21 protein-coding genes and 1 rRNA gene are annotated in these 18,008 nt (G+C 64.9%); 5 read left to right on the plus strand and 17 right to left on the minus strand.

What is annotated here, in order from left to right:
* Position 1 precedes the first annotated feature (1 nt).
* The 4 genes from Q352_RS0108975 to Q352_RS20400 are packed head-to-tail and all read right to left on the minus strand — an operon-like array spanning position 2 to position 3,010.
* On the minus strand, positions 2–790 hold the full coding sequence (locus tag Q352_RS0108975; RefSeq protein ID WP_028499063.1) for a heme ABC transporter ATP-binding protein: 789 nt from the start codon (positions 788–790) through the stop codon (positions 2–4).
* Complete coding sequence (locus tag Q352_RS0108980) at positions 787–1,746, minus strand: FecCD family ABC transporter permease (protein ID WP_051528802.1); 960 nt, start codon at positions 1,744–1,746, stop codon at positions 787–789. The genes Q352_RS0108975 and Q352_RS0108980 overlap by 4 nt, the downstream gene beginning before the upstream one ends.
* Positions 1,747–1,766: 20 nt before the next feature.
* Positions 1,767–2,573: a 4-hydroxy-tetrahydrodipicolinate reductase gene (dapB, locus tag Q352_RS0108985; protein ID WP_036385785.1), complete on the minus strand. Its 807-nt coding sequence runs from the start codon at positions 2,571–2,573 to the stop codon at positions 1,767–1,769.
* Complete coding sequence (locus Q352_RS20400; RefSeq protein ID WP_084300001.1) at positions 2,570–3,010, minus strand: outer membrane protein assembly factor BamE; 441 nt, start codon at positions 3,008–3,010, stop codon at positions 2,570–2,572. Before Q352_RS20400 ends, dapB begins: the two co-directional genes overlap by 4 nt.
* A gap of 92 nt (positions 3,011–3,102) precedes the next feature.
* Between Q352_RS20400 and fur the strand changes: the two genes are divergently transcribed.
* From fur to Q352_RS0109005, 3 genes are read left to right on the plus strand one after another with little or no spacing between them, the layout of a single operon-like run.
* Entirely contained in the window at positions 3,103–3,543 is a 441-nt protein-coding gene (fur, locus tag Q352_RS0108995; RefSeq protein WP_199489846.1) for a ferric iron uptake transcriptional regulator, read from the plus strand.
* Positions 3,540–4,244: a leucyl/phenylalanyl-tRNA--protein transferase gene (aat, locus tag Q352_RS0109000; RefSeq protein WP_028499067.1), complete on the plus strand. Its 705-nt coding sequence runs from the start codon at positions 3,540–3,542 to the stop codon at positions 4,242–4,244. The genes fur and aat overlap by 4 nt, the downstream gene beginning before the upstream one ends.
* The gene (locus Q352_RS0109005; RefSeq protein WP_028499068.1) at positions 4,228–4,968 is read left to right on the plus strand and encodes an arginyltransferase; all 741 of its coding nucleotides are present in this window, start codon (positions 4,228–4,230) and stop codon (positions 4,966–4,968) included. The genes aat and Q352_RS0109005 overlap by 17 nt, the downstream gene beginning before the upstream one ends.
* Before the next feature lie 29 nt (positions 4,969–4,997).
* On the opposite strand, the gene Q352_RS0109010 is transcribed toward Q352_RS0109005, so the two are convergent.
* From Q352_RS0109010 to Q352_RS0109070, 13 genes are all read right to left on the minus strand, one after another.
* Positions 4,998–5,459, minus strand: coding sequence for an outer membrane lipoprotein (locus Q352_RS0109010; RefSeq protein ID WP_028499069.1), 462 nt, complete (start codon positions 5,457–5,459; stop codon positions 4,998–5,000).
* A 97-nt stretch (positions 5,460–5,556) separates the two neighbouring features.
* Positions 5,557–6,858, minus strand: coding sequence for a quinone-dependent dihydroorotate dehydrogenase (locus tag Q352_RS20405; protein ID WP_084300003.1), 1,302 nt, complete (start codon positions 6,856–6,858; stop codon positions 5,557–5,559).
* 75 nt (positions 6,859–6,933) lie between these two features.
* Positions 6,934–7,521: a malonic semialdehyde reductase gene (locus tag Q352_RS0109020; RefSeq protein WP_028499070.1), complete on the minus strand. Its 588-nt coding sequence runs from the start codon at positions 7,519–7,521 to the stop codon at positions 6,934–6,936.
* 30 nt (positions 7,522–7,551) lie between these two features.
* Complete coding sequence (msrC, locus tag Q352_RS0109025; RefSeq protein WP_028499071.1) at positions 7,552–8,043, minus strand: free L-methionine (R)-S-oxide reductase MsrC; 492 nt, start codon at positions 8,041–8,043, stop codon at positions 7,552–7,554.
* Between the two features lie 138 nt (positions 8,044–8,181).
* On the minus strand, positions 8,182–8,490 hold the full coding sequence (locus Q352_RS20410; protein WP_036385788.1) for a hypothetical protein: 309 nt from the start codon (positions 8,488–8,490) through the stop codon (positions 8,182–8,184).
* A gap of 121 nt (positions 8,491–8,611) precedes the next feature.
* The gene (locus Q352_RS0109035; RefSeq protein ID WP_028499072.1) at positions 8,612–9,463 is read right to left on the minus strand and encodes a class I SAM-dependent methyltransferase; all 852 of its coding nucleotides are present in this window, start codon (positions 9,461–9,463) and stop codon (positions 8,612–8,614) included.
* 207 nt (positions 9,464–9,670) lie between these two features.
* Entirely contained in the window at positions 9,671–10,129 is a 459-nt protein-coding gene (locus Q352_RS22270; RefSeq protein WP_199489847.1) for a YMGG-like glycine zipper-containing protein, read from the minus strand.
* A 155-nt stretch (positions 10,130–10,284) separates the two neighbouring features.
* On the minus strand, positions 10,285–11,082 hold the full coding sequence (folE2, locus tag Q352_RS0109045; RefSeq protein WP_028499073.1) for a GTP cyclohydrolase FolE2: 798 nt from the start codon (positions 11,080–11,082) through the stop codon (positions 10,285–10,287).
* A 118-nt stretch (positions 11,083–11,200) separates the two neighbouring features.
* Positions 11,201–13,051, minus strand: a complete 1,851-nt coding sequence (gene dxs, locus Q352_RS0109050; RefSeq protein WP_028499074.1) for a 1-deoxy-D-xylulose-5-phosphate synthase — start codon at positions 13,049–13,051, stop codon at positions 11,201–11,203.
* 56 nt (positions 13,052–13,107) lie between these two features.
* The gene (locus Q352_RS0109055) at positions 13,108–14,001 is read right to left on the minus strand and encodes a polyprenyl synthetase family protein (protein WP_028499075.1); all 894 of its coding nucleotides are present in this window, start codon (positions 13,999–14,001) and stop codon (positions 13,108–13,110) included.
* Positions 13,994–14,224: an exodeoxyribonuclease VII small subunit gene (locus Q352_RS0109060; RefSeq protein WP_028499076.1), complete on the minus strand. Its 231-nt coding sequence runs from the start codon at positions 14,222–14,224 to the stop codon at positions 13,994–13,996. The genes Q352_RS0109055 and Q352_RS0109060 overlap by 8 nt, the downstream gene beginning before the upstream one ends.
* Positions 14,225–14,365: 141 nt before the next feature.
* On the minus strand, positions 14,366–15,577 hold the full coding sequence (locus tag Q352_RS20420) for an OmpP1/FadL family transporter (protein ID WP_159076085.1): 1,212 nt from the start codon (positions 15,575–15,577) through the stop codon (positions 14,366–14,368).
* A 141-nt stretch (positions 15,578–15,718) separates the two neighbouring features.
* Positions 15,719–16,672, minus strand: a complete 954-nt coding sequence (locus Q352_RS0109070; RefSeq protein WP_036385831.1) for a TerC family protein — start codon at positions 16,670–16,672, stop codon at positions 15,719–15,721.
* A gap of 113 nt (positions 16,673–16,785) precedes the next feature.
* On the opposite strand from Q352_RS0109070, the gene Q352_RS0109075 reads away from it, so the two are divergent.
* Both Q352_RS0109075 and Q352_RS0109080 read left to right on the plus strand, forming a co-directional pair.
* Complete coding sequence (locus Q352_RS0109075; RefSeq protein ID WP_028499078.1) at positions 16,786–17,616, plus strand: SDR family NAD(P)-dependent oxidoreductase; 831 nt, start codon at positions 16,786–16,788, stop codon at positions 17,614–17,616.
* Between the two features lie 271 nt (positions 17,617–17,887).
* Positions 17,888–18,008, plus strand: a 16S ribosomal RNA gene (locus tag Q352_RS0109080); the annotation flags it as partial.

The raw sequence follows: 18,008 nt of genomic DNA on the forward strand, positions 1-18,008 counted from the left end.
ATCAGCGGTCGGGGTCGGCCGGCACGAACACCGGAATGTCGGGCCGGGTCGGATGTGCCAGCACGTGCACCGGCTGGTCGAACACATCGGCAATCCGTGCCGCCGTCAGCGCCAGGGCCGGTGTGTCGTCTGCGACCAGCCGGCCGCGGGCGAACAGGGCGATGCGGTCGGCGTGGCGCGCAGCCAGGTTCAGATCGTGCAGCACGGCGATCACCCCGATGCCATCCTGGTGAGCCAGCGTGCGGCAGGCCCGCAGCAGTGTTTCCTGATGGGCGAGGTCGAGCGCTGCCGCCGGTTCGTCCAGCAGCAGATAGCGTTCTCCCTTGCCGGCCAGCACCTGAACGAAGACCCGGGCCAGTTGCACCCGTGCCTGTTCGCCGCCGGACAGGGCGTCATAGTCGCGGTCGATCAGCGACAGGCTGTCGCTGAGTGCCAGTGCGCGCTGCAGGGCAGGCAGGGCAGGGTTCCAGTCCTGATCATGCGGAAACAGGCCGACGGCAATCACGTCGCGCGCACGCAGTCCCGGCGCAGACTCCAGCCGCTGCGGCAGCAGTGCGCGCTGGCGCGCCAGCTGCCGGGGAGATTGCCGACGCAGCGGCTGGCCGCCGAGCGTGACCTGCCCGCTGCCGGGGAGGGTTTCGCCAGCCAGCAGTGCCAGCAGCGTCGACTTGCCGGCGCCATTCGCACCGAGCACGGCAATCAGCTCGCCGGGGGCGACGGTCAGTGACACCTGTGCCAGCCGTTGCTGTGCGCCGTGTCCGAGGCCAAGCTGCTCGGCCGCCAGGCTCATGCCGACTGCCGGCCGCGCAGCAGCCACAGGAAGAATGGCGCACCGGCCAGACTGGTGATGGCGCCGACCGGCAATTCGTTCGGCGGCATCACCTGGCGCGCGACCAGATCGGCCAGGGCCAGGGCGAATGCGCCGCCCAGCGCCGTCAGCGGGATCAGTGTGCGGTAGTGACCGCCGGACAGGCGGCGGAGAATGTGCGGAACGATCAGCCCGACAAAGCTGATGGTGCCGACTGCCGCCACGGTGATGCCGACGGCGGCGGCGGTCAGAATGGTCAGCTTGCGGCGTTCGCGGGCGGCGTCGAAACCGGTGTGGAAAGCGACCCGTTCGCCCAGCAGCAGGGTGTTCAGCAGCGGCCAGCAGCGCCAGATCCAGAGTGTGATCAGGGCGGCAATGGCCAGCAGGCTCAGCGCCATCGGCCAGTCGGCCAGCGTAAAGCTGCCGAGCAGCCAGAAGGTAATGCCGCGCAGCGTGCGGTCGTCGGCAAAGGTGATGATCAGTGTCAGCGCAGCGCCGGCAAAGCTGTTGACGGCGACGCCGGCCAGCAGCAGGTCGGCGGTGCCGGCGCGCAGCCCGGCAATGCGCTGGGCAACGGTCGAGGCCAGCAGGGCACCGGCAAAGCTGACCAGCGCCACGATCCAGCCGCCGGCGCCGAGCGACAGCGCAAAGGCCGCGCCGAGCGCGGCACCGGACGACACGCCGATCAGTCCCGGCTCGGCCAGCGGATTGCGGAACTGGGCCTGCATGGCGGCGCCGGCAACCGCCAGCACGCAGCCGGCAGCCATGGCTGTCAGCAGGCGCGGGGCACGCAACCGGGTAATGAGTTCGATGGCGAAGGGGTCACCGGCCAGCACGTCGCGCCAGCCGCTGCCGACCCCGAGCAGCAGCGTCACGATGGCGATGCCACCGGTCAGGAGCAGCAGCAGGGCGGCAAGACGGGCCGGGCGGAGCAGCATGGACGGGGTCGGTCTGCCGGTCAGCGCAGGCCGAGCACGTCCTGCATGTCGTACAGGCCGCGCGGCTGCCCGGCCAGCCAGCGGGCGGCGCGAACGGCGCCGTTGGCAAAGGTCAGGCGGCTGGAGGCCTTGTGGGTGATCTCGACCCGTTCGCCGAGGGCGGCGAACAGTACGGTGTGGTCGCCGACCACGTCGCCGCCACGCACGGTGGCAAAGCCGATGGTGTTCGGATCGCGTTCACCGGTCACGCCTTCGCGGCCGTAGACCGCGCAGGTCTTCAGGTCGCGGCCCAGTGCATTGGCCACTACCTCGCCCATGCGCAGCGCGGTGCCGGACGGGGCATCGACCTTGTAGCGATGGTGCGCTTCAAGGATTTCGACATCGAACCCCTCGTTGAGCACGCGGGCGGCGATGTCGAGCAGCTTGAAGCTCAGGTTCACGCCGACCGAGAAGTTCGGCGCGCAGACGATGCCGATCTCGGTGCCGGCCTCGGCAATCGCCGCGCGGGCCGCGTCATCGAAACCGGTGGTGCCGATGATGTGGTTCACGCCATGGCGACGGCAGGCGGCGAGGAACGCCAGCGAGCCTTCCGGGCGGGTGAAGTCGATCAGCGCATCGGCGCCGGCCAGCGCCGCATCGACATCGCTGCCGATTGCCACGCCGGTCTGCTGGCCGATGGCCAGACCGGCGTCCTGGCCGATCAGCGGATTGCCGTCGCGTTCCAGCGCGGCGTGCAGGCGCACGCCGGGCGTGGCCAGCACGGCTTCGATCAGCGAACGACCCATGCGGCCGCCGCAACCGGCGATAACCAGCTTGATGTCACTCATTTTGCCGTGTCCTGCGCGCTGTCGGCCGCCGGCGCCGTGGCCGGCGCTGCACCATCGGCGGCGGCCGGGATTGCGACTGCATCGATGACCTGCGGACGGCGCGGCGGGAAGCCGTCGCCTTCCCAGCGGGCGAGCAGGTCGTTCTCGAAGATGACGCTGAAGCGTTTGGCATCTTCAAGCTTGCCGGCACGGCGCAGCTGGAACTGATAGTCCCAGCGATTGGCGTGGAACATGTCGGCCAGCATCGGCGTGCCGAGGACGAAGCGGACCTGCGAACGGGTCATGCCGACCCGAAGCTTGTCGATTTCATCTTGCGTTACAACATTCCCTTGCTGAATATCAATGGTGTGCGGCTGCAGGAAGCCGGGAAGACTCTGCAGACTGCAAGCAGAGAGGAGCAGAACGGAAGCGAGAGGCGCGAGCTTAGTCTTGAACATGTCCGGGGCTGAGTTGGGCAAGGCGCGAAAAGGCTATATCATAGCTGAAAAGCGAAGAGGTACCACGTCTACACAATGAATCAGGCAGAATCATGAATCAGGCAGAACAACTGAAGAGCATCGGCCTGAAGGCCACCGGACCGCGACTCAAGATCCTCAATCTGTTCGAGTCCAGTACCCAGGGGCATTTGTCCGCCGAGGATGTCTACCGCAAATTGCTGGCCGAGCATATCGATGTCGGGCTGGCGACGGTCTACCGCGTGCTCACCCAGTTCGAGCAGGCGGGCATCCTGATGCGTCACCATTTCGAATCCGGCCGTGCCGTTTACGAGCTGAACCACGGTCATCACCACGATCATCTGGTCTGTCTCGACTGTGGCCGCGTGGTCGAATTCTTTGAACCGGAACTGGAAACCCTGCAGGACCGCATCGCCGAACGCCATGGCTTCGCCATCGAGGACCATGCGCTGTACCTGTACGCGAAGTGCCAGAAAGTTAACTGCGAACACCGCAATCTCGAAACCGAACCATGATCGCATGGCTGCGGCCCGGCGACCCGTTTCCTCCGCTCGATACCGCCATGGCGGACCCGAACGGATTGCTGGCCGCCGGGCTGGAGCTGCATCCGGCCCGTTTGCTCGACGCCTACCGCCAGGGCATCTTCCCGTGGTTTTCCGACGGCGAGCCGGTGCTGTGGTGGAGTCCGGCACCGCGCATGGTGCTGTTCACCGATGAGCTGCGGGTGACGCGCTCGCTGGCAAAGACACTGGCCCATCGTCGCTATTCGATTACCGTCGACACCGATTTCCCCCGCGTGATGCGCGAGTGCGCCGCGCCCACGCCGGCCCGCCCCAGCTCCTGGATCACCGACGACATCATTACTGCCTATACCGAATTGCACCGCATGGGCCATGCGCACTCGGTCGAGACCCGCATCGATGGCGAACTGGTTGGCGGTCTGTACGGGATCATGCTCGGACGCATGTTCTTCGGCGAATCGATGTTTTCGCGCGCCAGCGACGGGTCCAAGCTGGCCCTTGTCCATCTGGTTCGCCGTCTGGCAGCGGCCGGCGTGCCGATGATCGACTGCCAGATGAAGACCGCACACCTGGCGAGCCTGGGCGGGCGGGAAATTTCCCGCGACGCGTTCGTGGCCCGATTGAAACCGGCAGTCGACGCGCCCGCGCCGGCCGGACTGTGGAACTGGCGGCACGACAATGAGCCATCGCGATAACGACAGGATCTTCACCGTCCATTTTTATGCGACGGCACCCTATCCGTGCAGCTACCTGGACGATCGTCAGGCGCGGTCGCAGGTCGCCATCCCGTCCGAGGCGATCGATACCCGGGTGTACAGCCAGCTGGTCAAGATCGGCTTTCGCCGCAGCGGGCTGTTTACCTACCGGCCGTATTGCGACCACTGTGCGGCCTGCGTGTCGGTGCGCATCCCGGTCAGCGAGTTCGCGTCGGACCGCAGCCAGCGCCGCGCCGCCCGCCGGCACGGTGGCCTGAGTGCGCGGCTGCTGCCGCTGGGCTACGACGAGGAACACTACCAGCTGTATCAGCGCTACCAGAGCAGCCGGCATGCCGGCGGCAGCATGGCCGGGGACGACCGCAGCCAGTACACCGAATTCATTCTGAAAAGCGGCGTCGACAGCTGGCTGGCCGAATTTCGCGACAATGGCGTGCTGAAGATGGTCAGCCTGATCGACCGGCTGGACGACGGCCTGTCAGCGGTCTACACCTTCTTCGACCCGGATGACGAGAAGGCCAGCTACGGTGTCTACAACGTGCTGTGGCAGATCGGCCTGTCGGTCCGGCTGCAGCTGCCGTACCTGTACCTGGGCTACTGGGTCCGCGAGTGCCGCAAGATGGCGTACAAGACCCGCTACCAGCCGCTGGAGCGTCTGGTGGACGGGCAGTGGCGCCGCGTGGCGGCCGATGCCGGGCCGGACTGAGCCGGCGCCGGTCACCACGGCAGGGGGCGTTACAGCGGGACGACGCGGTCGGCACCGCCGCCGGACAGCACGCGCACGCGCATGCCGCTGCTGATCGGCGTATCGGCCTGCTGGACGATCGAGATCGTGCGGCCGGTATCCAGCTGCACGGTAATCTCGTAGGCGGCCTGGCCCCCCATGTTCTTCTGCGCGGCATTGGTGGCCGCGCCGCCGAGCAGTGCCCCGACAATGGCGCCGGCGGCCGCGCCGGTACCCTTGCCGACATTGCTGCCGGCCAGCCCGCCAAGGGCTGCACCACCCAGCGTGTACAGCGGATTGTTGTCGCCCTGGATACGGGCATTCTGCACCGAGACCACGGTGCCAAGCTCGACGGTCTGCACGCGCTGCGCCTGGCTGGTGGTATACAGCGACGCCGAGTTGCTGGCGCAGCCGGCCAGGGTCAGGGCGGCCACGGTCGCGACCAGTGCGGGTTTGACAAAGGTATTGAGCATCTTTGGACCTCGTGTGGACTTCATTCGCTAGTGTTTGATTTGAACATTAGCCAATCATTAAATAGCTGACCGGCTGTCGCCAGCCGGCGCCCGGGGGTCAGACCAGCCGGGAGTGGTTGCCGGATGGCTGCGATGCCGGCGCGGCGGGAGGGGCGTCCGACGGTGTGGAGGCTGGCTGGGGCGCTCCGGCATCCGCTGCCGGCGTTTCGCCGGTCGTCGCTGGTGCGCCGGCGTCGCTCGCTGCCACCTCCACGTCGCCGGTTTGCCCGGCATTGAAATCGGGGATGTCCATGCTTTCCATGCGCGGTGCCGCCTCTTCCGCTTCGGGTTCGGCCGCCTGCGACACCACGCGCTGGAACACGCGCCGGGTCGGATTCTGGTCGAAGTAATAGCGGCAGGCGTCGGCCGTATCGCCGACCAGACTCTGGCCCTTGTAGATCAGGCCGCTGTACAGCTGAAGCAGCGAGGCGCCGGCCTGGAGCTTCTCCCAGCCCTGGTCGCCACGCAGGATGCCGCCGACGCCGATGATCGGCAGCCGGCTGGCCAGGGCGGTCGCCAGTTCGGTGATGACCTCGGTGGACTTGCCGACCAGCGGCGCGCCGGACAGCCCGCCGGTCTCGGCGGCTCCGGGCAGGTGCAGTACGCCATTGCGCGACACGGTGGTATTGGTGGCGATGACGGCATCCATGCGGTGGAAGGCCAGCATGTCGGCAATCTCGCGGATGGCGATGGTGTCCAGATCCGGTGCGATCTTGATCGCCAGCGGCACATAGCGGCCGTGCTGGTCCGCCAGTTCGAGCTGGCGCATGTGCAGCGCGTTCAGCAACTGGTTCAACTGCTCGCCGCCCTGCAGGTCGCGCAGGTTCCTGGTGTTCGGCGATGAAATGTTGACCGCGACATAGCTGGCGTGCGGATAGACCTTGTTCAGGCAGATCAGGTAGTCGTCGATGGCACGGTCGTTCGGCGTGCTGGCATTCTTGCCGATATTGATGCCGAGAATGCCGCGGTAGCGGACGCGGCGCACGTTCTCGACCAGATTGTCGACGCCGAGGTTGTTGAAACCCATGCGGTTGATGATGGCTTCGGCTTCGGTCAGCCGGAACATGCGCGGGCGCGGGTTGCCCGGCTGCGGCAGCGGCGTGACCGTGCCGACCTCGATAAAGCCGAAGCCCATGCCGGCCAGTGCATCGATGTATTCGCCGTTCTTGTCCAGGCCCGCGGCCAGGCCGACCGGATTCGGGAACTTCATGCCCATGACGTCGACCGGGCAGTCCGCGACCGGCCGGTTCAGGAAGCCATCGAGACCCCAGTTGTTCAGCGTGCGCAGGCTGTTCAGCGCCAGATGGTGGGCTTTTTCGGCATCGAGCCGGAACAGCAGTGGGCGGACGAGCTGGTACATGGGCTTACCTGAATGGAGGTGAAAGTGGCACAAAGTATACTGCAGGCCTTGCGCCCGCGGCGCACGGCCGGGGGCTCAGGCCAGCCGGCAGGCGTCGTCGAACGCCAGCCGGGGCGAGCGGGCATGCAGCTTGCCGGCCTCGCCGAAGCCGAGATTGACCAGAAAATTCGACTTCCAGCGGCCGTCGGGAAAGAACTCGGCATCCAGCGCCGCATTGTCGAAACCGGACATCGGACCGCAATCCAGCCCGAGCGCCCGCGCGGCCAGGATCAGGTAGCCGCCCTGCAGCGTGCCATTGCGGAATGCCGTGACATCGGTCAGCGGCTGGTTGCCGGCAAACCAGCTGCGGGCGTCGGCGTGCGGATACAGCCGCGGCAGCAGCTCGGTGAACTGGCTGTCATGGGCGACGATGGCCGTGACCGGCGCGGCCATGGTCTTGTCGACATTGCCGGCGGCCAGGCACGGTTTCAGCCGCGCCTTGCCTTCCGTGGACCGGACGAATACGAAGCGGGCCGGTGAGCAGTTGGCGCTGGTCGGCGCATAGCGCAGCATCTCGTACAGCGAGCGCAGTACCGCGTCCGGCACCGGGCGGGGCTGCCAGTGGCTGTGCGTGCGGGCATCGACAAACAGTTGCTTCAGCGCGGTATCGGAAATCGGCGTCATGGCGGGCGGCCTTTCTGGCGGTGCGTGCGGTTACAGGGGATACGGATGCAGCCCGGTCAGCCGGGCCGACAACCGTTCCAGCGCGTCGCGGTCGATGTCGTCAAAGTGACCGATGTCGATCGCATCGACATCCAGCACCCCGGCGACCTGGCCGTCACGGTCGAAAACGGGTACCACGATCTCGGACCGGCTCAGGCTGGAGCAGGCGATATGGCCGGGAAAGGCGTCGACGTCGTCGACCACCAGAGTGCACTTGTCCCGCCACGCCGTGCCGCAGACGCCGCGGCCGAATGGAATGCGGGTGCAGGCAACCGGCCCCTGGAACGGCCCGAGCACCAGTTGCTGTCCGTCGACGCGGTAAAAGCCGACCCAGTGCCAGCCAAAAGCCTGGTGCAGGGCAGCGGCCAGATTGGCCTGGCGCGCGACGGCATCGCTTTCCTCTGCCAGGGCTTCCAGTTGCGGGAGCAGCTCGGCATAGCGGCCGCGCTTGTCGGTGGCAGTCAATATCAGGGTCTCGGTCATGATCCGGTGTCGGGATGTTGATCGGCTGATGATGACGCCGTCACCGCATTTCCGCCAGATGCAAATAAAAAACGCCCACGACGGGGCGGGCGGTGCTGACGGGGCGCGGAGGGAATGACGCGCCCCAGGGCGAAACCATCAATCCCAGTGACGGTCGTGCTTGTGTTTGTGCTTGTAGTGGCCGCGATGGTAGCCCCGGTCCGAACGGCGGTAATCGACCCGGCGTTCTTCCGGTGCGGTCACGGCCGCACCCAGGCCGCCACCGGCGGCACCACCGATGATGGCACCATTGCGGCCGCCCAGGTGCTGGCCGACGGCAGCGCCCAGGCCGCCGCCCAGTGCACCGCCAAGGGCGGCGTCCCATTCTGCGCCGCCGGCCATGGCCGGTGCCGCGATGCCGCCGGCAAGGAGAAGGGTCAGCAGAAAACGTGTGGCCGTTCGGGTCATGGTGGGTGCCTCTCTGGATGGGTATTCAATGTTGTGGATCCATTATCGGAGACAGGTGTTGCCACGCTGTTGGCATCCGTGAACCAGATGTAAATGACTGTTCAAGCAGCACAGGTACCACTCAGCCGTGGCGGGCGGTGAGGCCGTACATCAGCGGCAGCGTCGGCAGGTGGGCTGGCGGCGCCATGCGCCGGCCTTCGAGCTCGCGCATGTCATCGAAGCCGCGCCAGCCATTCGAATACGGATACTCGCTCAGTCGTTCGATGCGCAGCCCGGCCGCGATCAGCGCGCTGACTACCTCGGCGATGCCCCAGCTGAATTCATGGCTCGGGTGCGGATTGTTGAACTGCACGATACCCGGCTGATAGTCGACCGGTGCCAGTCCCTTGCCCGAGTCGGCGACATAATCACCGACGCCATCCTCCTCGGTAACCGGTCCGGCATGGAAATAGTCGTAATGAGGTGTCCAGTGCGGGTCGAACACCATCGCGTACGGGTGAAATTCGACCAGGGTGAAGTGACCGCCGGGTTTGAGCACGCCGGCAATGCCGCGCGCCCAGGTCCCGAGATCGGACAGCCAGCACAGCGCACCATAGGACGCGAACACCCGGTCGAAGCGGCGGCCGTCATGGATCGCGGCATCGAACCAGTCGAACAGGTCGGCGCGCTCGAAGCGGGCCGGGATGCCGCTGTCGCGTGCCAACTGGCTGGCGAAGTCGATCGCCTCGTCGGCAATATCGACACCGGTCACGCGGGCGCCGAGCCGGGCGAGGCTGAGACTGTCCTGTCCGGCATTGCATTGCAGGTGCAGCAGCTCCAGTCCGGCGATATCGCCGAGCAGTTCACATTCTTCGGGGAACAGCGTCGAGCCGCCAGCGCGGAAGAAGGCGGCCTGGTCGCCCTTGTGGCTGTTGTGGGCCACTGTGGCGGCGTTCCACGACAGCCGGTTCGCCTCGTGCAGGTCTTTGTGCATCAGGGTGCTCCGGGATTTGCCCCGAAGGGGCCGGGGCCGCATGCTACCTCGTCATCACGGCTGACGACAGTGGCGGGCCTCCCGGCCGATCCGCTCTCTGCATGGCATCGTATCCCTCTATCGATCTGCGCCAGTTGAAGGCCTTGCCACCTGCTGAATGTGACTGCGGCCGGACGTGGGTAGCGTCCGGCCGCAGAAAATCATGAATCAGTCGTGACGCCAGCCGTCGCCGCGACCCCGGTCCCAACCCCGATCATGCCGGTCCCAGCCGCGGTCATGACGGTCCCATCCCCGGTCGCGCCGGTCCCAGCGGTCATGGTCGTAGCGCCAGTCTCCGCGTGGCGGCCCAGGGCGATAGACCGGCCGGTTCCAGCCGTTATGCCAGCCGTTGTCGTAACGTGGCGGCGGGCGGCGATAGTCATCATCGCGATAGCCGATATAGCGGACATCTTCACGCGGGGTGGCCACCGCCGCGCCGAGCGCGCCACCGAGCGCACCGCCGATAATGGCCCCGTCGCTGCCGCCGGCCTGGCCACCGATGGCCGCGCCAAGACCACCGCCGAGTGCGCCGCCCAGTGCGCTGTTGAATTGCCCGTCGGCGAACGCCGGGGCGGTCGCGCCCATCAGCAGGGCGACGACGGAAAGCGATCGTAAGATCCGTGACATGATGCTGGCCTCTTGCAGCAGGGGGTGACACGGTCATTATTGATGCCAGCTATTGCTGATCTATTGTGCCGGGATACCCAGTTGTAATTGTCTGTATCGGGCAATGAAAAACGGACACGCGAGGTGTCCGTTTCCGGCTTGCGGGACTGTGCGAATCAGCCCTGCACGCGCTTGTCGCGCTCAATCAGCGCATAGGCCGAGTGATTGTGGATCGACTCGAAATTCTCGCTTTCCACTACATAGGCATCGATGCGCGGATCACTGTGGACCGCGGCGGCGACATCGCGCACCAGATCCTCGACGAACTTCGGGTTGTCGTAAGCGCGCTCGGTCACGTACTTCTCGTCCGGGCGCTTCAGCAGGCCGTACAGTTCGCACGACGCCTGGCTTTCGGCGATCGCGACCAGCTCCTCGATCCACACATGGGCATTGGTGGTGGCGGTGATGGTGATGTGCGAACGCTGGTTGTGTGCGCCGCGCTCGGAGATTTTTTTCGAACACGGGCACAGGCTGGTGACCGGCACCAGCGCCTTCATGGTGAACGAATACTTGCCGCCGCGCAGTTCGCCGACATAGGTGATGTCGTAATCGAGCAGACTCTTTACCCCGGAAACCGGCGCGGTCTTGTCGATGAAGTACGGGAAACTCATTTCCAGATAACCGGATTCGGCTTCGAGCCGTTCGCACATGTCGCGGACGATGGACTCGAAATTCTCCACCGAGATCTCGCGCTCATGCACATTGAGGATCTCGACGAAACGTGACATGTGCGTGCCCTTGAAATTGTGCGGCAGATGCACGTACATGTTGAACACGCCAATGGTGTGCTGGACCCCGCCCGCCCGGTCGGCGACGCGAACCGGATGGCGGATCGACTTGATGCCGACCTTGTTGATGGCGATATTGCGGGTATCGGGCGTGCTTTGCACGTCGGGAATGGCGGCAGAGGTCATCGGAAAATTCTGAATCCTGATGCAGATCAAGTTCGGAATTATATCGGCCGCCAATACCCGAGTAAAGAAGTCGGACATCGCGCGTCACGGCCGTCCAGGCCGTGACGCCGGGAAGCGCTTACAGGGCGAACCGGGCGCGAATCGACCGTTCAATGCCGGCAGCATCGAGCCCGCATTCGGCCAGCAGCAGTGCCGGATCGCCATGCTCGACGAAATGGTCGGGCAGGCCGAGCTGCAGCACGGGCCGGTCGATGCCGGCTTCGGCCAGCGCTTCGAGCACGGCGCTGCCGGCGCCACCCATGATCTCGTTCTCCTCGATGGTGACCAGCCAGTCGTGGCTGTCCGCCAGCGAACGCAGCAATTCGCGGTCAAGCGGCTTGACGAAGCGCATGTCGGCCACGGTGGCGTCCAGTGCTTCGGCCGCGGCCAGCGCTGGCTGTACCATGCTGCCGAAGGCACAGATCGCGATCCGCTTGCCCTGACGCCGTACCACGCCACGGCCGAGCGGCAGCGGATGCATGTCGGCCTCGATGGCAGCGTTGGGACCACTGCCGCGCGGATAGCGCACGGCACTGGGGCCATCGTGCAGGAAGGCGGTATACAGCATCTGCCGGCATTCGTTCTCGTCCGACGGTGCCAGCACGATCAGGTTCGGGATGCAGCGCAGATAGGACAGGTCGAAAGCGCCGGCGTGGGTCGGGCCGTCGGCGCCGACCAGGCCGGCACGGTCGATGGCGAACATGACCGGCAGGTTCTGGATTGCCACATCGTGAATCAGTTGGTCATAGGCGCGCTGCAGGAAGGTCGAATAGATGGCGACCACCGGCTTGCGCCCTTCACAGGCCAGCCCGGCGGCAAAAGTCACCGCGTGCTGTTCGGCAATGCCGACGTCGAAATAGCGTGTCGGGTGCTCCTTTTCGAAGCGGACCATGCCCGAACCTTCGCGCATTGCCGGCGTGATGCCGATCAGCCGCTCGTCGAGCGTGGCCATGTCGCACAGCCAGTCGCCGAACACCTGGGTATAGGTCGGCTTGCCGCCGCCGGTCTTGCCGGCCGGCAACCCGTCCTGCGGACTGAACCTGGAAACGCCGTGGTAGGCGATCGGGTCGTTCTCGGCCAGCTTGTAGCCGTGGCCCTTGCGGGTGACCACGTGCAGGAACTGCGGTCCCTTGAGCTTTTTCACGTTCGACAGCGTGTCGATCAGCGTCGGCAGGTCGTGACCGTCGATCGGCCCCAGATAGTTGAAGCCGAATTCCTCGAACAGCGTGCCCGGCGTAATCAGGCTTTTCAGCTGCTCTTCCGCCTTGTGCGCCAGCTTCTGCAGCGGCGGGGCGATGCCGAGCACCTTGTTCGAGCCTTCCTTCATCGTCGCGTAGAAGCGGCCGCTCATCAGCTTGGTCAGATAATGGTTCAGCGCGCCGACATTCGGCGAAATCGACATGTCGTTGTCGTTGAGGATCACCAGCAGGTCGGTATCCATCGCCCCGGCATTGTTCAGTGCCTCGAACGCCTGACCTGCCGTCATTGCACCATCGCCGATCACGGCAACCACGCGCCGGCCGGAACCGGTCAGTTTGGCCGCGGCGGCCATGCCGAGCGCCGCACCGATCGAGGTCGAGGAATGGCCGACGCCAAAGGTGTCGTATTCGGATTCTTCGCGCTTGGGGAAACCGGCCAGACCGCCTTTCTGGCGCATGGTGCCCATGCGCTCACGGCGACCGGTCAGGATCTTGTGCGGATAAGTTTGATGGCCGACATCCCAGACCAGACGGTCTTCCGGCGTGTTGTACAGGTAGTGCAGGGCGATGGTCAGTTCGATCGAGCCCAGATTGGACGCGAAATGCCCCCCGGTCCGGCTGACCGATTCGACCAGGAAGTCGCGAAGTTCTTCGGCAAGCTGGGGCAGCTGCTTGCGATCGAGCCGTCTGAGATCGGCCGGGGTCTGAATGGTGTCGAGCAGCGCAGTCATGTTGCTATCGGTATGAAGGCCGACGGCAAGGCCGCCGGCTCGGGTTGGCAGACGAGTCAGAACGAACGCACGACAATATAGTCGGCCAGTTCGCCCAGGCGCCGCGCGCGATCGCCGAACGGGGCGAGGGCGGCGAGGGCGTCGGCGTGCAGCGCACGCGCATAGGCTTTCGCTTCGCCCAGTCCCATCAGGCTGACATAGGTCGGTTTGTCATGGGCGGCATCCTTGCCGGCGGTCTTGCCGAGTGTCGCCGCATCGCCCTCGCAGTCGAGAACGTCATCGATGACCTGGAAGGCGAGACCGATGCGCTTGGCGTAGGCGTCCAGTGTATCGAGCATGGCGCGGTCGGCCTGTCCGGCATGGGCGCCGAGCAGCACGGCGGCCCGGATCAGCGCGCCGGTCTTCAGGCAGTGCATGTACTCGAGTTCGGTCTGCTCCAGCGGCTGGCCGACCGATGCCAGGTCAATGGCCTGGCCGCCGCACATGCCGGCCGCGCCGCTGGCGCGGGCGAGGCATTGCAGCATCTGCAACTGGCGGCCGGCCGGGACATCGTCCAGCGGGGCCGACAGCGCATCGAAAGCCAGCGTCTGCAGCGCGTCGCCGGCCAGCAGCGCTGTGGCTTCGCCATGAGCGACATGACAGGTCGGCTTGCCGCGACGCAGCACATCGTCATCCATGCACGGCAGGTCGTCGTGCACGAGGGAATAGGCGTGGACCAGTTCGACCGCGCAGGCGGCCGCATCGAGGGCCGGCCATGGCGCCTTTGCCAGCTCGCCGGCGGCGAATACCAGCAGCGGACGCACACGCTTGCCACCGCCGAGCACGGCGTAACGCATCGCGGCCGACAGATCGCGGGCGCTATGGTCGAGACCGGGCAGACGGGCGTCCAGCGCCGTTTCCGTGCGCTGCTGCATGGCCTGCATCCAGCCAGCCAGTCCGGTATCAGTCATTGCCGGGCTCCAGCGGGCGCAGCACGCCGTTTTCCAGCACTTTCAGTTGCTGCTCGGCGTCGGTCAGCCGGCTCTGGCAGAACGACAGCAGCTCGCTGCCCTGCTTGTATGCGGACAGCGCGCCGTCCAGCGGCAGCTCACCGCTTTCCAGTTCGCGGATCAGCCCTTCGAGCTGGGCGACGGCTTCTTCGAAACTGGCGGGGGATTTGGCAGTCTTGACCATGATGTCTGCTGTGAACAAAACGACGGAATTGTAACGAGAAACGCCAGGCTGCGGCCAGATAAGCCGCCAATGAATATCGATGGCGCAAAAAAACCGCCGCCGTCCGGTGGTTCCGGTCGGTCGGCGGCAGGCAGCGCCGGTTCAGAACCGGTACTGGTACTGGAGGCCGAACAGGTCGCCGGCCAGCGAGTATTCGCCATCCAGCGTCGACCCGCCCACCTTGTGCCGGCTGGCGCGGTCGCCGACGCTGAACAGGTGCGCATAGGCAAAATCCAGCGTCGAATGGGCATCGAGTCGCCAGCTGGCGCCGAGCGAGGTCCACAGCCGGTCCGAGTCGGGAATGATCGGTGTACGGTCCTCGGCGCGCTTGATCGGCGTGGTCTCGTAGGCGAGACCGCCGCGGAAGGTCCACTGGTCATCATGGCGATAGTCCGTGCCGAGCGAGAAATACCACGAGTCACCCCAGTTCTGCGGCAGGCTGATCGGCAGACCGTTGCTGTCGGGGTGGATGTCGATCGACTGCAGCCGCGACCAGTTGCTCCAGCGGACACTGCCGGTGACCGACCAGCGATCGTCAAGGCGCTGGAGACCGGTCAGTTCGACCGACTCCGGCACCGTCACGTCGGCGTGGACGCCGTAACCGAGCTTGCCGACATGGGCATCGCCGGTTTCATGGTGATCGATTTTCGAGCGGTACGACAGGCCGATGCGGGTATTCGCGCCCGGCGTCAGCATCACGCCGGCATTGTAGCCATAGTCCCAGCCATCGGCGTCGACCTGGGTATCGACCACATTCATCGCCCGGGCGCTGAACTTGGCCCGCGCATACTGGGCCGATACGCCGGCGCCGACGCTGAGCCAGTCATTGACCCGATAGGCGAGCGACGGATTGATGTCGATGGTGACAATGGAGCTCTTGTAACCGTGATCGGCACCGGCCCAGCGACTGCCATAGTCGGTCTTCAGTCCGTACGGGGCGGTGATGGCCAGACCGAGGCGCAGGCGATCGGTCGGCGAGGCAACCAGATAGGCATTGGGAATGCCGGCCCAGCCGCTGCCGTTGCCATGGACCGGGCGGCCGTTCTCGGTGCCGTCAAAACTCGGGCGCACATTGACGGCGACCACACCGGCCTGAACCGACGTGCCGCTGTTCAGCGTCATGCCGGCGGGGTTGTAGAACGCGGCCGACAGGTCGTCGCCGACGATGCCGGCACCGGCGTAGGCGCGTCCCAACGCCGTGACGCTCTGCTCCGACAGCTGGAAACCGGCAGCGGAGGCGCCGCCAGCCGCCAGGGCCAGCGCCAGTGCGGACAGGGCGGAAGGGAAGGACGGCTTGTTGATGCTCAAACGCAAAATGAAACTCCACGGGATGAAATGAAAAACGACCTGCCATGGCAGGTCGTTTCAGCATTGTGGAGTTTACACTCTAGACCGGTAGTGGCATTTCACTGAAACGACACTTTCGCCGGTGAAATAACCGGAATGCGACATTTTTTACTGGTTCTTGCGCGTGGACAGCAGCGACAGCACGATGGACGTGGTAATCACCGCAAACACCACCGTCAGCGAAATGACGGTCGGAATCTTGTACACGTGCAGCAGCAGCATCTTCGTGCCGATAAAGGTCAGCACCACCGCCAGCCCGTACTTCAGCAGGTGGAAGCGGTCGGCCACATCCGCCAGCAGGAAATACATCGCCCGCAGGCCGAGGATGGCGAAGATGTTCGACGTCATGACGATGAACGGGTCCAGCGTCACCGCGAAGATGGCCGGGATGCTGTCGACAGCGAACACCACGTCGGACACTTCGATCATGGTCAGCACCAGGAACATTGGCGTTGCCCACAGGATGCCGCCCTTGCGGACAAAGAAGTGCTCGCCATGGAAGTCCTTGGTCATGCGCAGATGGCCGCGCAGCCATTTGACCAGCCGGTTGTTGCCGAGATCATCCCCGGCTTCCTTCTCCGGCATCATCATCTTGATCCCGGTGAAGATCAGGAAGGCGCCGAACAGGTACAGCACCCACTCGAAGCGGGCGACCAGCGCTGCCCCGACCACGATCATGATCGCGCGCATGACCACCGCGCCCAGCACGCCGTACAGCAGGACGCGGCGCTGGTATTCGACCGGTACCTTGAAATAGCCGAAGATCAGCAGGAACACGAAGATATTGTCGACGGCCAGCGATTTCTCGATCAGGTAGCCGGTCAGGAATTCCAGCGCCTTCTGGTCGGCCAGGGCCGAGCGGGCCATCTCGTCCAGCCCGCTGCTGACATCCGACTTGATGTGCCACCACAGCCACAGATTGAACAGCATGGCGATGGAAACCCAGACGGCAGTCCAGCCGAGCGCTTCCTTCACGCCAACTTTGTGATCACCTTTTTTGTTCAGGGCGATGATGTCGATGGCGATCATCGCGATGACGGCGCTGAAGAAGCCGACGTACATCAGGGGGGTGCCAATGGAATGCAGGCCCAAAATGGTCTCCGTGGAAAATCGGGAAGAAATGGAATACTAAGCTGTGCGTTTTAACGTTTGGCGATTAAAAAGGGCTTATCACCATGGAAACCAGATCGATCCTGATCACCGGTTGTTCGAGCGGCATCGGGCTGGCGACGGCCACCCTGCTGCACCGGCAGGGCTGGCGGGTCTTTGCTGCCGCCCGGCGCCAGCAGGACGTGGACACCCTGCTGGCATCGTTTCCGGATGCACTGTGGCTGGATGTCGATGACAGTGATTCAATCCATGCCGCGGTCACTCATATAGAGAAGGAAACCGGCGGCCGGCTGGATGCGCTGTTCAACAATGCCGGCTTCGGCCAGCCGGGGGCGGTGGAAGACGTGCCGCGCGCGGCACTGCGTGCCCAGTTCGAAACCAATCTGTTCGGCGCCTGGGAACTGACGGCCGCCGTGCTGCCCCTGATGCGGCGGCAGGGGCGGGGGCGGATCCTGTTCAACTCGTCGGTGCTCGGCTTTGCCGCCATGCGCTGGCGGGGGGCGTACAACGCCAGCAAGTTCGCCATGGAGGGCCTGGCCGATACGCTGAGGCTGGAACTCGACGGCAGCGGTATCGGGGTCAGCCTGGTCGAACCCGGGCCGATTGTCAGCCGCTTCCGCCCCAATGCCCTGGTGCGCCTGCATGCAAACATCGACATGGAGCACAGTGCACATGCCGCGCGTTACCGGCAGGAGCTGGCCCGCCTCGGCAAGCCGGACGCCAGCAGCCGGATGACGCTGCCGGCCGAGGCGGTGGCGGCCGTCGTGGCGCGTTCGCTGGAGTCCCGACGGCCCAGGGCGCGCTACCGGGTCACGTTTCCGACCCATCTGTTCTGGTTCTTGTGGCATCTGCTGCCGCAGCGATGGCTTGATCGCGTGCTGATCGCTGCCGCATAGTGCATTTGAAAACAGTCAGATAGCGAATTCGTGCCAGAAAAGTCGCTGCGGTCGCTTGACGGGGTCGGGGAGTGAACGTATAGTTCGCTTCCTCGCTGCACGACGCAGCGCCGAACGAAGCAGCAAGTAGCTGATTCAGTTCGGAAAAAGCTCTTTAACAAAACAGACAACCGATAAGTGTAGGCGCTTGCTGAAAAGCAAGGCTTACACAGTCAAGGAAGAACTTTCAGAAGTTCTTTTGAGAATTGCGTCAGCCAGTTTTGCAAAGATTGAACTGAAGAGTTTGATCCTGGCTCAGATTGAACGCTGGCGGCATGCTTTACACATGCAAGTCGAACGGTAACAGGGGAGCTTGCTCCCGCTGACGAGTGGCGAACGGGTGAGTAATGCAT

This window comes from Microvirgula aerodenitrificans DSM 15089 (assembly GCF_000620105.1).
Classification (GTDB): domain Bacteria; phylum Pseudomonadota; class Gammaproteobacteria; order Burkholderiales; family Aquaspirillaceae; genus Microvirgula; species Microvirgula aerodenitrificans.

What these genes read in the sequence shown, in the direction of transcription:
- Q352_RS0109055 (WP_028499075.1), bottom strand. Translation starts at nt 14,001, where the DNA reads ATGACTGATACCGGACTGGCTGGCTGGATGCAGGCCATGCAGCAGCGC.
- Q352_RS20405 (WP_084300003.1), bottom strand. Translation starts at nt 6,858, where the DNA reads ATGTACCAGCTCGTCCGCCCACTGCTGTTCCGGCTCGATGCCGAAAAA.
- Q352_RS20400 (WP_084300001.1), bottom strand. Translation starts at nt 3,010, where the DNA reads ATGTTCAAGACTAAGCTCGCGCCTCTCGCTTCCGTTCTGCTCCTCTCT.
- Q352_RS0109070 (WP_036385831.1), bottom strand. Translation starts at nt 16,672, where the DNA reads ATGTACGTCGGCTTCTTCAGCGCCGTCATCGCGATGATCGCCATCGAC.
- msrC (WP_028499071.1), bottom strand. Translation starts at nt 8,043, where the DNA reads ATGACCGAGACCCTGATATTGACTGCCACCGACAAGCGCGGCCGCTAT.
- Q352_RS0109010 (WP_028499069.1), bottom strand. Translation starts at nt 5,459, where the DNA reads ATGCTCAATACCTTTGTCAAACCCGCACTGGTCGCGACCGTGGCCGCC.
- Q352_RS0109005 (WP_028499068.1), top strand. Translation starts at nt 4,228, where the DNA reads ATGAGCCATCGCGATAACGACAGGATCTTCACCGTCCATTTTTATGCG.
- fur (WP_199489846.1), top strand. Translation starts at nt 3,103, where the DNA reads ATGAATCAGGCAGAACAACTGAAGAGCATCGGCCTGAAGGCCACCGGA.
- dxs (WP_028499074.1), bottom strand. Translation starts at nt 13,051, where the DNA reads ATGACTGCGCTGCTCGACACCATTCAGACCCCGGCCGATCTCAGACGG.
- folE2 (WP_028499073.1), bottom strand. Translation starts at nt 11,082, where the DNA reads ATGACCTCTGCCGCCATTCCCGACGTGCAAAGCACGCCCGATACCCGC.
- Q352_RS0108975 (WP_028499063.1), bottom strand. Translation starts at nt 790, where the DNA reads ATGAGCCTGGCGGCCGAGCAGCTTGGCCTCGGACACGGCGCACAGCAA.
- Q352_RS22270 (WP_199489847.1), bottom strand. Translation starts at nt 10,129, where the DNA reads ATGTCACGGATCTTACGATCGCTTTCCGTCGTCGCCCTGCTGATGGGC.
- Q352_RS0108980 (WP_051528802.1), bottom strand. Translation starts at nt 1,746, where the DNA reads ATGCTGCTCCGCCCGGCCCGTCTTGCCGCCCTGCTGCTGCTCCTGACC.
- Q352_RS0109060 (WP_028499076.1), bottom strand. Translation starts at nt 14,224, where the DNA reads ATGGTCAAGACTGCCAAATCCCCCGCCAGTTTCGAAGAAGCCGTCGCC.
- Q352_RS0109075 (WP_028499078.1), top strand. Translation starts at nt 16,786, where the DNA reads ATGGAAACCAGATCGATCCTGATCACCGGTTGTTCGAGCGGCATCGGG.
- Q352_RS0109035 (WP_028499072.1), bottom strand. Translation starts at nt 9,463, where the DNA reads ATGCACAAAGACCTGCACGAGGCGAACCGGCTGTCGTGGAACGCCGCC.
- dapB (WP_036385785.1), bottom strand. Translation starts at nt 2,573, where the DNA reads ATGAGTGACATCAAGCTGGTTATCGCCGGTTGCGGCGGCCGCATGGGT.
- Q352_RS20410 (WP_036385788.1), bottom strand. Translation starts at nt 8,490, where the DNA reads ATGACCCGAACGGCCACACGTTTTCTGCTGACCCTTCTCCTTGCCGGC.
- Q352_RS0109020 (WP_028499070.1), bottom strand. Translation starts at nt 7,521, where the DNA reads ATGACGCCGATTTCCGATACCGCGCTGAAGCAACTGTTTGTCGATGCC.
- aat (WP_028499067.1), top strand. Translation starts at nt 3,540, where the DNA reads ATGATCGCATGGCTGCGGCCCGGCGACCCGTTTCCTCCGCTCGATACC.